Source organism: Sphingomonas sp. ABOLE, assembly GCF_003950455.1.
Lineage (GTDB): Bacteria > Pseudomonadota > Alphaproteobacteria > Sphingomonadales > Sphingomonadaceae > Sphingomonas > Sphingomonas trueperi.
Genome location: NZ_QQWY01000001.1, coordinates 236,094 through 248,356, shown reverse-complemented (window position 1 = coordinate 248,356; position 12,263 = coordinate 236,094). Strand labels below are relative to the sequence as shown.

Below are 12,263 nucleotides of genomic sequence, written 5' to 3'. Positions count from 1 at the left end.
CCGGGGGTGGGGCAAGCGGCACAACGGGCGCTGCGGCGGGCCTGCGCTGGGCGCTGCCCGGCACCGACACCGCCGCCCCCGCCGCCGCCCCGCAGCAGCAGCAGCCGGGCCCATTGGCGGCGAACGCACGGCGCTGCGGTAAGGCTTGCGCCTCGCTGCTGGGCACCGGGCGCGCGCGCCCCTGCATCCGACCGCTGCCCGCCACCGCACGGGGTCAATCGGCCGAGATCGGCTGCTCGCCATCTGCCCCGGGCGGTTCGAGCTGCTGCATCGGACGCCCGCCGGCGCCTGATGCCTGCGTGTTTCGAAAGCCACCGCGGAAAGTCTCGACGAGGTGATCGACGAAGCTTCGCACTTTCAGGGGAAGGTAGCGCGTCGCGGGATACACGGCCTGGATCGCGAGATCGGCGGTCTCGCCTTCGGGCATGAGCGCGACGAGCCTGCCGGCTGCAAGATCGTCGTCGAACACGAAGCTGGGGCCATAGGCGATCCCCAGGCCGTCCCGTGCGGCGGCGAGCAGCATCTTCATGTTGTTCGCCCGCAGCCGAACGGGCCCGTCGATCCCCTGTCGCCCACCGTCCGCGATACCGATGCTCCAGTCGCCCGGCGACACTGCATCGCTGAACACCAAACGCGGCGCCTCGCGCAACGCCTCGATCGTCTGGAGAAGGCCGTGCCGCCCGATGAAGTCCGGGGCAGCACAGAACAGCATCTTGCAGGACGCGAGACGCCGCGCGACGAGATCGGAGTCGCGGAGCTGGCCGATCCGGATTGCAACGTCGATCCCCTGCGCCGGCAGGTCGACATAGCGATCGTCCAGCAGCACCTCGACCGAGACCTCGGGATGGCGCGCCATGAAGCGGCCGATCGCGCCGCTCAGGTGCATCTCGCCAAAGGTGAAGGGCGCAGCGACGCGCAGCACGCCGCGGACCGTTTCGCGCGCATCCGCGGCTTCCCGCCGCGCATCCGCATAGTCTTCCAATATCCGCTTGCTGCGGAGGTAATAGGCGCGTCCGGCCTCCGTCAGCACCAGGCTGCGCGTCGTTCGCTGCATGAGCCGCACGCCGAGATCGGCTTCGATCGCCGCGACATGCTTTCCCGCCATCGAGGCGGAAAGACCGAGCCGCCGCGCGGCGGCGATCAGACTGCCGTCGTCGGCCGCGGCGACGAAGACGGCCATGCTGGTGAAGCGATCCATGCGACGGCAATTATATCCAATGGTTATCAGATGATGATAACAATCCGCCGATTATATACCAGTCCCACGCGTCCTACATCCCGCCCGACGGCAGACAGCCGCCGCAACATCGGGAAGGCACAAGCATGAAGGTCGCGTCCAACGGCATCCGGATCAACGTCGAGGACCAGGGGAGTGGCGCGCCGGCGCTGGTCTTCCTCCACTATTGGGGTGGTTCGGCACGGACATGGCGGCACGTCACGGCGCGGCTTGCGGCGCGCTTTCGCACGATCGCGACAGACCATCGCGGGTGGGGAGATTCCGATGCGCCGCCGAGCGGCTATGCGCTGGCGGATCTCGCGGCCGACGCGCTGGGCGTGATCGATGCGCTGGGCCTGGAACGCTATGTGCTCGTCGGGCACTCGATGGGTGGGAAAGTGGCGCAGTGGATCGCCGCGCAGCGCCCGCACGGGTTGCTCGGCCTCGTCCTGGTCGCGCCGGCACCGCCGACGCCGATCGCGCTGCCCGATCTCGCCCGCGAGATGATGGCCGGCGCCTATGATTCGGAGAGCGCTGTGGCAGAAACGATCGATCGGGTGCTCGCCGGCAACCCGCTGGATCCGCGCGACCGCGCGCAGGTGATCGCGGACAGCCTCCGCGCCGCGCCGCAGGCGAAGAAGGCCTGGCCCAGTGCGACGAGCCTGGAGGACATCACGGCCATGGTGGGACGGATCGACGTGCCGACGCTGGTCCTCGCCGGCGAGCGCGATCGCATCGACACCCCTGCGGCGCTGACGGCCGAACTGCTGCCGCGCATTCCGCACGCCTCGTTCTACATCCTGCCGGACACCGGTCACCTGTCGCCGCTGGAGGCACCGGCTGTCGTCGCCCGACACATCACGGACTTTGCCGCGCCGCTGGTTTGAACACCGGGATGCGGGCCGCCGGACGGCCGTGAGTCCCAGCTCGCCCATCCGCGTCACACGCGCCCGGCGGCGTCCTGCCGCCGCGCGCACAGCGTTCCCGCCGCGCCGCGCAACGCCTCTCCCCCTGGCCCCAAGCTTCGTGTAGGCCCGCCGGCGATGTTTCGCCGTCCGCTGCTCGCCTCGCTCCTTCTCGGCATCGCCTCCGCCACCGGTTTCGCGCCGCTGGGCTGGTGGCCGCTTACCCTGCTCTGCTTCGCCGGGCTGTTCGCGCTGGTCCATGCCGCGCCCACGCTGCGCAGCGCGCTGCTCCGCGGCTGGCTGTTCGGGCTCGGCCATTTCACGCTGGGCGACAACTGGATCCAGCACGCCTTCGATTTCCAGGACAAGATGCCGCCTGCGCTCGGCTATGTCGCCGTCGTGCTGCTGGCGCTGTACCTCGCCGTATATCCGGCGCTGGCGATGGGCGCGGCCTGGGCGTTCGCGCGCAAGGTGAAGCCCCGCTCGGGCTGGGTCGAGCCGGACCTCGGCTATGTCCTCGCCGGCGCTGCCGCCTGGATCGTCACCGAATGGCTGCGCGGGGTGGCGTTCACCGGCTATCCGTGGAACCCGCTGGCCGTGGTCTGGGTGCCGGTGCCGGGGGTGCGCAACCTCGCGACGCTGATCGGCACCTACGCGCTGTCGGGCGTGACGGTCGCGGTCGCCGGCAGCCTCTACCTCGCCTTCCAGCGCCAGTACCGCCCGCTGCTCGTCGCCGCCGTGGCGCTGCTCGCACTGAACCTCGCCTGGTCGGATCGCTGCGACCGGATCCGCTGCATCAGCACCGCCAGCGGCAAGGAGGTGGTAATCGTCCAGCCGAATATCGGCCAGGACGCGGTCAGCCGCCCCGACTATGCCGAGTATCTGCTCAACCGGATGATCGCGCTCAGCGGCAAGCCCGGCGCGCTGCCGCGCCTCGTCGTCTGGCCGGAAGGCATGGTCGATTACTTCGTCGAGGACGGCTATCCGGTGCAATGGTACCGCCAGGACCCGCGCCTGGTCCGCGCCCGCATCGGCGCGGTGCTCGGTCCCTGGGACCAAGCGCTGATCGGCGGCAACGCGCTCGAGTTCGGCCGCGACAACCAGCTGCAGGGCGCGGGCAACTCGGTCTGGGCGCTGGGGCCCGACGGCATGCTCGGCGGCCGCTACGACAAGGCGCATCTGGTGCCCTATGGCGAATATCTGCCGATGCGCACCCTGCTCGCCCCGCTCGGCCTCGCCCGGCTGGTGATGGGTGATGTCGACTTCCTGCCCGGCCCCGGCCCACGCGCGATTGCCGTGCCCGGCTTCGGCAATGCCGGCATCCAGATCTGCTACGAGATCATCTTCTCGGGACAGGTCGTGGACGAGGCGCATCGCCCCGACTTCCTGTTCAATCCCTCCAACGACGCCTGGTTCGGCAGCTGGGGCCCGCCGCAGCATCTGGCACAGGCCCGGCTGCGCGCGATCGAGGAAGGCCTGCCGATCCTTCGCTCCACCCCCACCGGCATCTCGGCGCTGATCGATGGCCATGGCCGGTTGCTCGGCACGATCCCACCGAACCAGGCGGGCGCGATCCGCCTGCCGCTCCCCCGCTCGCTGCCGCCGACGCTGTTCTCGCGGACCGGCAACTGGATGGTGCTGCTGGTCGCGGCGCTTACGGGGTTGTTCGCGATTGCATATCGGCGCTTCGCCCGCTAGGGAGCACATATAAGGAAAGCTTTATATGGGCATGGCAACGGCCCGGCGCTCCTTCCCAACCTGAGGAATTTACATGCGTTCCAACTATCTCTTCACGTCCGAGTCCGTTTCCGAAGGCCATCCCGACAAGGTTGCCGACCAGATTTCCGACTCGATCGTCGACCTGTTCCTGTCGAAGGATCCCGAAGCGCGTATCGCCTGCGAGACGCTGACCACCACCCAGCTCGTGGTGCTTGCCGGCGAAATCCGCTGCAAGGGCGTCTACGAGAACGGCGAATGGGCCCCGGGCGCGCAGGAAGAGATCGAGAAGACCGTCCGCGAGACGGTGAAGCGCATCGGCTATGAGCAGTCGGGCTTCCACTGGCAGACCTTCCGCTTCGAGAACAACCTGCACGGCCAGTCGGCGCACATCGCGCAGGGCGTGGACGCGAGCGGCAACAAGGACGAAGGCGCCGGCGACCAGGGCATCATGTTCGGTTTCGCCTGCGACGAGACCCCGGACCTGATGCCGGCGACGCTCGACTACAGCCACAAGATCCTCGAGCGCATGGCCGCCGACCGCCACTCGGGCGCGGCGCCGTTCCTCGAGCCGGACGCCAAGAGCCAGGTCACGCTGCGCTTCGAGAACGGCAAGCCGGTCGCCGCGACCGCCATCGTCGTCTCGACCCAGCACGCCCCGGGCTATGACCAGGGCGAGAAGGAAGCCGAGCTCCACGCCTATGTGAAGAAGGTCGTTGCCGACCTGCTTCCGGCCGAGCTGCTCTCGGACGCGACCGAGTATCACATCAACCCGACCGGCTCGTTCGAAATCGGCGGCCCGGACGGTGACGCCGGCCTGACCGGCCGCAAGATCATCGTCGACACCTATGGCGGCGCTTCGCCGCACGGCGGCGGCGCGTTCAGCGGCAAGGATCCGACCAAGGTCGACCGTTCGGCGGCGTACATCACCCGCTATCTCGCGAAGAACATCGTCGCGGCCGGCCTCGCCCGTCGCTGCACGATCCAGCTCGCCTACGCCATCGGCGTGTCGAAGCCGCTGTCGCTCTATGTCGACACCCACGGCACCGGCACCGTCGGCGACGACAAGATCGAGCAGGCGATCCAGGGCATCGAGAAGCTGGGCGGCCTCACCCCGCGCGGCATCCGCACCCACCTGGGCCTCAACAAGCCGATCTACCAGCCGACCGCTGCCTATGGTCACTTCGGCCGCAAGCCCGAGGGCGACTTCTTCCCCTGGGAGCGCACCGACCTGGTCGAGGACCTGAAGGCCGCACTCGCCGCCTGATCGGGCTTTCTGATCCGAAGATGAAAAGAGCCCCGCCGGCACCCGCCGCGCGGGGCTTTTTCATGCCCTCCCATCCCCTTGTTTCGCCTGCGACCTATAAGGCCTTGTGGGGCCCGTCATGGTTAACACGGGCAACGGAGGGAGTAGCAATGGTTCTCGACACGGAGGACTGGCAGGCCGCGCCGGCACCAGGCCTGCATCTCGCATTTCGACCGGTACATGATGTCATCACCGCCCGCGTTTTCGCCTATGAGGCGGTGCTACGCGGCCCCGACGGCGAGGAAGGCGACGACATCCTCGCCCGGATCCCCGCCGACCGCCATGCCGAGCTCGACCGCCGCGTCGCCGCCGGCGCGGTCACCAGGGCGATGGAGATGGGTCTCGGCACCACCACCGCCCGCCTGCTGATCCCGATCCATGCGCCCAACGCCGCCCCGGCGGGCGCCGCGCTGACCGCCGCCACCCTGGCCGGGCAGCGCACCGGCCTGATCCCCGAGCGGATGATCTTCGGCATCCACGGCTTTGCCGACGTGCCCGGCCAGCAGCTCGCCGACCTGGTCGACGGCCATGCCCGCGCGGGCGCGCTCACCGCCTTCCTCGGTCTCGGGCACGACCCGATCGGCTTCAGCCCCTGCGTGCGCTACCGCCCGGCGATGGTGCGGCTCGATCCCGATCTGGTCAACGGCATCGACGCCAGCTGGTCGCGCCGGCTGATGCTGGAGGAGCTGGCGCCGCGCCTGCGCGAACAGGGCATCCGCGTGATCGCCGACGGCGTGTCGCACGAGGGCGTGCTACGCCGGCTGCGCAGCTTCGGCATCTTCCACCTCCAGGGCGATCTGGTCGCGCCGCCGATGCCCGGCATGCTCCCGCCCACCCGGATCGAACGCCCGGCTGCAGCCGCCTGATATGGTGTTAGCCCGAGCGTCACCATCAACGCTCGGGTAATCACTTCCGCCTACCATTCGAGCCAAGGGGATCCAGCTTGGAGATGCCCCATGCTCGACCAAATCGCCCCCGCTCCGCTTCAGGAAGCGCTTCGCCGGGACTGGTTCGCGATGGCGTTCCAGCCGGTCGTCAACACCTCAACCCTGATCGTCACGGCCTATGAGGCGACGTTCCGCGGCCCGGACGGCGAAAGCCCTGCCGCGTTCGTCGAGACGCTGGCCGAGGACAAGCGTCCCACCTTCGACCTGCGCTGCCGCGTCGCGGCGATCGAACAGGCGATGGCGCTCGGCATCACCGAGCGCCATACCCGCCTCGCGATCAAGGTGATGCCGCGCTACATCACCGATCCGGTCGCCGATGCCGATCGCATGCTGCGCATCGTCCGCCGCCTCGGCTTCCCGGCGCGCGAGCTGGTGTTCGAGTTCAGCGACCGCGACGATCTCGAAAGCGACAAGATGCTCGGGCTGATGAAGGCCTATCGCAAGCTCGGCTTCCTCATCGCCTTCGACGATTTCGGCGCGGGCGACATGGGGCTCGACCTGCTCTCCGCCTTCACCCCCGATACGCTCAAGCTCGCCCCCGAACTGGTGCACAGCCTGTGCAGCAGCTGGGCCAAGCGAATCGTCGTCGAGCGCGTCGCGGAGATCGCGAAGAAGAGCCGCATCCGGCTGATCGCCGAAGGCGTCTCGACTCGCGCCGAGCATGATCGGCTGCGGTCGCTGGAGGTGACGCTGATGCAGGGCGACCTGATCGCACCGGCCCAGGTGGGCGCGTTGCCCGCCCCTGCATTGCGGCTCAACGCGGCGGCATGAGGCCCGAATCGGGGAATCGTTTGCAACTGCCGAAAGCAAGCACCGTAGATTCCCCAACCGGTTGAATCCGCTGCGGCGACGCACGGAATGGGAGGGTCGGGTCGAATTGGGTACCCAACATTCAGGTTCACAAGAATCGCGTTGAGGAGCACACCCCATGGCAACCACGATGGATCTTCGGATCGACCTGCAGCCGATCACGGCGCAAGGCAGCACCGAACCCTTCGCCTGGCATGCCGGCATCCAGGCACGCGCCCAGGCCTTCCACACCGTCGATGCGATCCTGCTGCGTGAGGACCGGGCCGAACTGGAAGGCATCCGCCTCGATCGCGCGCTCGCCGCCGCTGCCGCGGCCGGGCTGGCCGATGCCGGCACGCTGCTGGCAGTGCCGGTCCAGGTCCGCGCCGGTGCGCCGGATCGCCTGCTCGGCCACCTGTTCCGCGCCGCGCTGCGCCACCGCTTCCCACTCGACCAGATCGTCGTCGAGATCAGCGCCGACGAATCGACCGATCGCGATGCCGCCGCCGCGATGATCCACGCCTGCACCGATCGCGGCATGATGATCGGCCTGAGCGACTTCGCCGCCGGCCCGCTGGCGCTGGGCCTGCTCGCCCATTGCTCGCCGCGGCTGATCCGCCTCGCCCCGGCGCTGGTCCACCATCTCGAGGCCGCCCCGGCGCGCGCGCGCCTGGTCGAAGGCGTGCTGCGCCTCGCCCGCGGCATGGGCGTCACCGTGATCGCACCGGTTCCCACCGAGGAAGCCGGGCAGCGCGCCGCCGCCGCCGCCGGGCTCCGCCACTTCCAGGGCACACCGAATAGCGCGCCGCACGTCCGCCGCTATACCCGCCCGGTCCGCCGCTGGGGTGCGCCGATCGCCGCGACCCGCCTCGCCGCCTGAACGCCCCGGATTTGCCAGCACGCGGCGGCGCGACTATGCGCTGCGCCCCATGGCCGATCCCATCACTCTTCGCCGTCTTTACGGCCGCCGCCAGGGCCACAAGCTCCGCCAGGGCCAGTCCGCGCTCGTCGAGGAACTGCTGCCCCAGGTGAGCGTGCCCGATGCCGGCCCGCTCGATGCGCGGACCCTGTTCGGCGACGATCGCCCGCTCGAATTCGAGATCGGCTTCGGCGGCGGCGAGCATCTCGCCGGCCAGGCGACGATGCGCCCCGATCACGGCTTCATCGGCTGCGAGCCCTTCCTCAACGGCGTGGTGGGCGCGCTCAACCATATCCGCGACGGCGAACTCGCCAATGTGCGCCTGCACATGGGCGACGCGCTCGAGGTGATGGAGCGGCTGCCCGACGCGAGCCTGTCGCGCGTCTACCTGCTCCACCCCGATCCCTGGCCCAAGGCGCGCCACGCCAAGCGCCGCATGGTCAACCACGGCCCGCTCGACCTGATCGCGGCCAAGCTCAAGCCCGGCAGCGAATTCCGCCTCGGCACCGACGATCCCACCTATTGCCGCTGGGCGATGATGGTGCTGGGCCAGCGCAAGGACTTCGTCTGGCAGGCGCAGACCGCGCAGGACTTCCTCACCCGCCCCGCCGACTGGCCCGAGACCCGCTACGAGCGCAAGGCGCGCCGCCAAGGACACGAGGTCTGGTATTTCCGCTATGTCCGGGTCTGAGCCCGGCCACCGCATCGAACGCGTCGAGACGGTCTATCAGGGGTGGGGCCGGCTGCTGCTGGCGACGCTGCGCACCCCCGACGGCAGCGTCATCACCCGCCAGATCGAGGACCATGGCGATGCCGTCGCGGTGCTCCCCTATGATGCGACCCGCGGTACCGTGCTGCTGGTCCGCCAGTCGCGCCCGCCGCTGATCTTCCGGGGCGAGCCCGAGTCAGTCTACGAGGCGCTCGCCGGGCGGATCGATCCGGGCGAGGCCGCCGACACCACCGCCCGCCGCGAGGCGATGGAGGAATGCGGCGTCGCCCTCGGCGCGATCGACCTGGTCGGCCATTTCTTCGCGATGCCGGCGGTCTCGACCGAGCGGCTGAGCCTCTATCTCGCGCCCTACAGCCTTGCCGATCGCACCAGCGCGGGCGGCGGGCTTGCCCACGACCATGAGGATATCGAGGTGATCGAAATGCGGCTCGATGATCTTTGGGAGAAGGGCATGGCGGCGCTGGCGGACATGAAGACCGCGATTTTGGTTCTTGCCCTGCGTGAGCGCCTCGACGCTCAGGCCTGGCCGCCCGCCGCCTGACCGCTGCGGCGCCAGGCCCCGCGCAGCAGCCGCGCGGCAAGCGCCTCCAGCCCCGGCCGCACGAAGATCCAGTCGCGGATCGCCGGGCCGGCGGTGGCGCCCATGGTCTGCTTGTAGCCGCTGTCGCCCGCGCCCCAATCGACCAGCCTCACCCCGCGCTCGCGGGCGCGCAGCAGGTTGCGATACTGGAGCAGCTTGCCCGGCGAATGCTTCGCCACCGCCGGATCATAGCTGTTGGCGATGGCATAGCAGCGCGCGCCGGTGACGAGATCGAACGAGAAGGCCATCGGCCGCCCGTCGATCCGCAGCATCGCGGCGGAGAGCATGTCCGCCAGCACCGGATCGTGCAGCGCCGCCTTCCAGAAGGCGCCGTGCCCCTCGGCGGTGAACTTGGCATCGCGCCCCTCGGTACGCTCGGCGATCCAGCTGTGCCGTTCGATCTCGGCGAGCGTGTCGATATCGGGCGGGCCCCATTCCCAAGCGAGCGTGCCCGTGCTTGCCAGATGCTTCTCCAGATGCCGGTTCTTGCGAAGCGTCGATCCGCGCGGCCAGTCTTCTGATGCGATATCGAGCAGGAAGCTGTCCGCCACGTGCCGGTCGAGCAGCGTCCAGCCGGCCGCGAGCGCACGCGCCTTGAGCCAGTCGAGCGCCAGATCGCAGTCATAGACCGGCCCGATCCGCAGCGCCCGCACGCGTCGCGCCAGCGCGCCGAGCAGCGCATCCGCCGCCGCCGCGCTTGCGCCTTCCACCACGGGGAAGCTGCGGAACGGCCAGTAGCAGCCGGGAATCTCCGCCAGCCCCAGCCAGCCCGGCCCCTTGGCGACCAAGGGCAGCGCCGCCACCGGCACGCCCGCCTCCTCCACCCCCAGCGTTCGCGCCGTCCCGCCATAGGCCTGCAGCGCCGCGGCGTACCAGGCGCGGCGGAGGAAGCGGTGCCCCTCGGCCGCACGCATGGCGGCGTCGTCCAGCGCATCGGCAAGGCCGGCTTCGAAGCGGACGACGGGAGCCATGCATCCACTCTACCCCCTCACCCGTTACCATCCGGTGCAGCCCCTGCTTGCGCCGCACGCACCACCCCTTGCATAAGGAGCATGCATGGAAGGTCCCTATCTCTCCACCGTCTCGGATACGATCCAGGCCGCGATCGCGCCGGTGTTCCTGCTCGCCGGCATCGGCGCGTTCCTGAACACCATGGTCGGCCGGCTCGCCCGCATCGTCGATCGCGCGCGGGTAATCGAGGAGCTGCATCCGCGCTCCAGCGGCCCCGAGCATGACCGCCATGTCTGGGAACTCCGCATCATCGATCGCCGCATCTCGGTGATCAACAACGCGATCTTCCTGTGCACCGCCAGCGCGCTCGCCATCTGCCTGGTCGTCGCGCTGATGTTCGTCTCGCGCCTGGCGAATTTGCATGTCGGCATCTGGGTAGCCGTCGCCTTCATCATTTCGATGCTGCTGCTGATCGCGGGGCTGCTCTATTTCCTCGTCGAGGTGCGGATGTCGCTCAAGGCGATCCATGTCCGCGAGGAACTGCTCGAACTTGATTCCTAGACCATTGCCCTGAAGCCCCTGCCTGACTAACACCCCGCTTCCATTCCACGGTCGGGCAGGCAATGGCGGACGCACCTCTTATCGGCATCATCATGGGCAGCACCTCCGATTGGGAGACGATGCGCCACGCGGCCGACATTCTCACCGAACTGGGCGTGCCGCACGAGACCAAGGTCGTCTCCGCGCATCGTACCCCGCAGCGGCTCTATGACTATGCCACCGGCGCGGCCGACCGCGGCCTCAAGGTGATCATCGCCGGCGCCGGCGGCGCGGCGCACCTGCCCGGCATGGCGGCAGCGATGACGCATTTGCCGGTGCTCGGCGTGCCGGTGGAATCCAAGACGATGAAGGGGCTCGATAGCCTCTATTCGATCGTCCAGATGCCCGGCGGCATTCCCGTCGGCACGCTGGCGATCGGCAAGGCCGGCGCCAAGAACGCCGCCTTGCTCGGTGCCGCGATCCTCGCCACCTCGGACGAAGCGCTCACCGAGAAGCTGATCGCCTGGCGCACCGCGCAGACCGACAGCGTCGCGGAGGAACCGGCATGAGCGGCGCGCTTCCCCCCGGCTCGACCATCGGCATCCTCGGCGGCGGTCAGCTCGGCCGGATGATCGCGGTTGCGGCCGCCCAGCTCGGCTACCGCACGCACGTCCTCGCCCCCGACGAGGAAAGCATCGCCGCGCAGACCGCCTCCAGCTTCACCCGCGCCGATTATCACAGCCATATCGTGCTCGACGAACTGGCGTCCCACGCCGACGTGATCACCTACGAGTTCGAGAATGTCGCGCTCGCCCCCGTCGCGCACTTGGCGAGCAAGGTGCCCGTCCGCCCCGGCGCCCGGAGCCTGGAGATCGCGCAGGACCGCGCCAACGAAAAGGCGTTTGTCGCCGAGCTCGGCGGCCGCACCGCGCCCTGGGCGCTGGTCACCACCCGCGACGAGCTGCACGCCGCGATCGCCAGGATCGGCGCGCCGTCGATCCTGAAGACGCTGCGGCTCGGCTATGACGGCAAGGGCCAGGTGCGCCTGCACGACGCCTCCGAGGCCGAGGCGGCCTGGGCGGCGATCGGCGAGCGGCCGGCGATCCTCGAAGGCTTCGTCACCTTCAGCCACGAATTCTCGATCATCACCGTGCGCGGGCTCGACGGCACGCTCGCCAGCTATCCGCCGCCCTGGAACGAGCACAAGGACGGCATCCTCGCCCGCTCCACCCTGCCCGCCCCCGCCGAGATCGCCCGCCACTGGACCGAGGCGGCAGCGCTCTCCGGCCGCGTCGCCGAGGCGCTGGGCCATATCGGCGTGCTGACCTGCGAGTTCTTCGCCACGGAGGACGGCCCGGTGTTCAACGAGATGGCGCCGCGCGTCCACAATAGCGGCCACTGGACGATCGAGGGTGCCGAGACCTCGCAGTTCGAGAACCATGTTCGCGCGATCTGCGGCCTCCCGCTCGGCTCGACCGCGCTTGCGGGCACGCATGTGGAAATGGAAAACCTGATCGGCGACGAGGCGAACCGCTGGCCCGAGCTGCTCGCCGAGCCGGGCACGCACCTTCACCTCTATGGCAAGGGCCAGGCCCGGCCGGGGCGCAAGATGGGGCATGTCACGCGGGTGAAGCGGGGCTAACCCTCCCTCACCCGCGCGCGGG

Annotated in this window: 13 protein-coding genes; 11 read left to right on the top strand and 2 right to left on the bottom strand. The window is 69.3% G+C overall.

The features are described 5' to 3' along the window. Positions 1–214: 214 nt before the first annotated feature. Entirely contained in the window at positions 215–1,198 is a 984-nt protein-coding gene (locus tag CA234_RS01180; RefSeq protein ID WP_125977188.1) for a LysR family transcriptional regulator, read from the bottom strand. Between the two features lie 125 nt (positions 1,199–1,323). On the opposite strand from CA234_RS01180, the gene CA234_RS01175 reads away from it, so the two are divergent. The 8 genes from CA234_RS01175 (at position 1,324) to CA234_RS01140 (ending at position 9,069) form a co-directional block, all read left to right on the top strand. Beyond that, the gene (locus CA234_RS01175) at positions 1,324–2,103 is read left to right on the top strand and encodes an alpha/beta fold hydrolase (protein ID WP_125977189.1); all 780 of its coding nucleotides are present in this window, start codon (positions 1,324–1,326) and stop codon (positions 2,101–2,103) included. A gap of 156 nt (positions 2,104–2,259) precedes the next feature. Beyond that, complete coding sequence (gene lnt, locus CA234_RS01170) at positions 2,260–3,819, top strand: apolipoprotein N-acyltransferase (protein ID WP_126000673.1); 1,560 nt, start codon at positions 2,260–2,262, stop codon at positions 3,817–3,819. Between the two features lie 73 nt (positions 3,820–3,892). Further along, complete coding sequence (gene metK / locus CA234_RS01165; RefSeq protein ID WP_126000672.1) at positions 3,893–5,104, top strand: methionine adenosyltransferase; 1,212 nt, start codon at positions 3,893–3,895, stop codon at positions 5,102–5,104. A 149-nt stretch (positions 5,105–5,253) separates the two neighbouring features. Next, a complete protein-coding gene (locus CA234_RS01160; RefSeq protein WP_126000671.1) occupies positions 5,254–6,009 on the top strand; it encodes an EAL domain-containing protein in 756 nt (251 codons plus the stop codon). 90 nt (positions 6,010–6,099) lie between these two features. Then, positions 6,100–6,861, top strand: coding sequence for an EAL domain-containing protein (locus CA234_RS01155; RefSeq protein ID WP_125977192.1), 762 nt, complete (start codon positions 6,100–6,102; stop codon positions 6,859–6,861). Between the two features lie 157 nt (positions 6,862–7,018). Further along, positions 7,019–7,759, top strand: a complete 741-nt coding sequence (locus tag CA234_RS01150; RefSeq protein ID WP_126000670.1) for an EAL domain-containing protein — start codon at positions 7,019–7,021, stop codon at positions 7,757–7,759. A 49-nt stretch (positions 7,760–7,808) separates the two neighbouring features. Further along, complete coding sequence (locus CA234_RS01145; protein WP_126000669.1) at positions 7,809–8,489, top strand: tRNA (guanine(46)-N(7))-methyltransferase TrmB; 681 nt, start codon at positions 7,809–7,811, stop codon at positions 8,487–8,489. After that, positions 8,476–9,069: an NUDIX hydrolase gene (locus CA234_RS01140; RefSeq protein ID WP_126000668.1), complete on the top strand. Its 594-nt coding sequence runs from the start codon at positions 8,476–8,478 to the stop codon at positions 9,067–9,069. The genes CA234_RS01145 and CA234_RS01140 overlap by 14 nt, the downstream gene beginning before the upstream one ends. On the opposite strand, the gene CA234_RS01135 is transcribed toward CA234_RS01140, so the two are convergent. Further along, on the bottom strand, positions 9,045–10,079 hold the full coding sequence (locus CA234_RS01135) for a GNAT family N-acetyltransferase (protein ID WP_126000667.1): 1,035 nt from the start codon (positions 10,077–10,079) through the stop codon (positions 9,045–9,047). The two genes, CA234_RS01140 and CA234_RS01135, sit on opposite strands and share 25 nt — an antisense overlap. 85 nt (positions 10,080–10,164) lie before the next feature. Here CA234_RS01135 and CA234_RS01130 point away from each other — a divergent pair, with 85 nt between their 5' ends. The 3 genes from CA234_RS01130 to CA234_RS01120 all read left to right on the top strand — a co-directional run bounded on the left by CA234_RS01130 (position 10,165) and on the right by CA234_RS01120 (position 12,241). Beyond that, positions 10,165–10,620 carry a DUF2721 domain-containing protein gene (locus tag CA234_RS01130; RefSeq protein WP_125977197.1) on the top strand — a complete coding sequence of 152 codons (456 nt, stop codon included), beginning with the start codon at positions 10,165–10,167 and terminating at the stop codon, positions 10,618–10,620. Positions 10,621–10,682: 62 nt separating this feature from the next. Beyond that, on the top strand, positions 10,683–11,168 hold the full coding sequence (gene purE, locus CA234_RS01125) for a 5-(carboxyamino)imidazole ribonucleotide mutase (protein ID WP_125977198.1): 486 nt from the start codon (positions 10,683–10,685) through the stop codon (positions 11,166–11,168). Next, entirely contained in the window at positions 11,165–12,241 is a 1,077-nt protein-coding gene (locus tag CA234_RS01120) for a 5-(carboxyamino)imidazole ribonucleotide synthase (RefSeq protein WP_126000666.1), read from the top strand. The genes purE and CA234_RS01120 overlap by 4 nt, the downstream gene beginning before the upstream one ends. Positions 12,242–12,263: the final 22 nt, after the last annotated feature.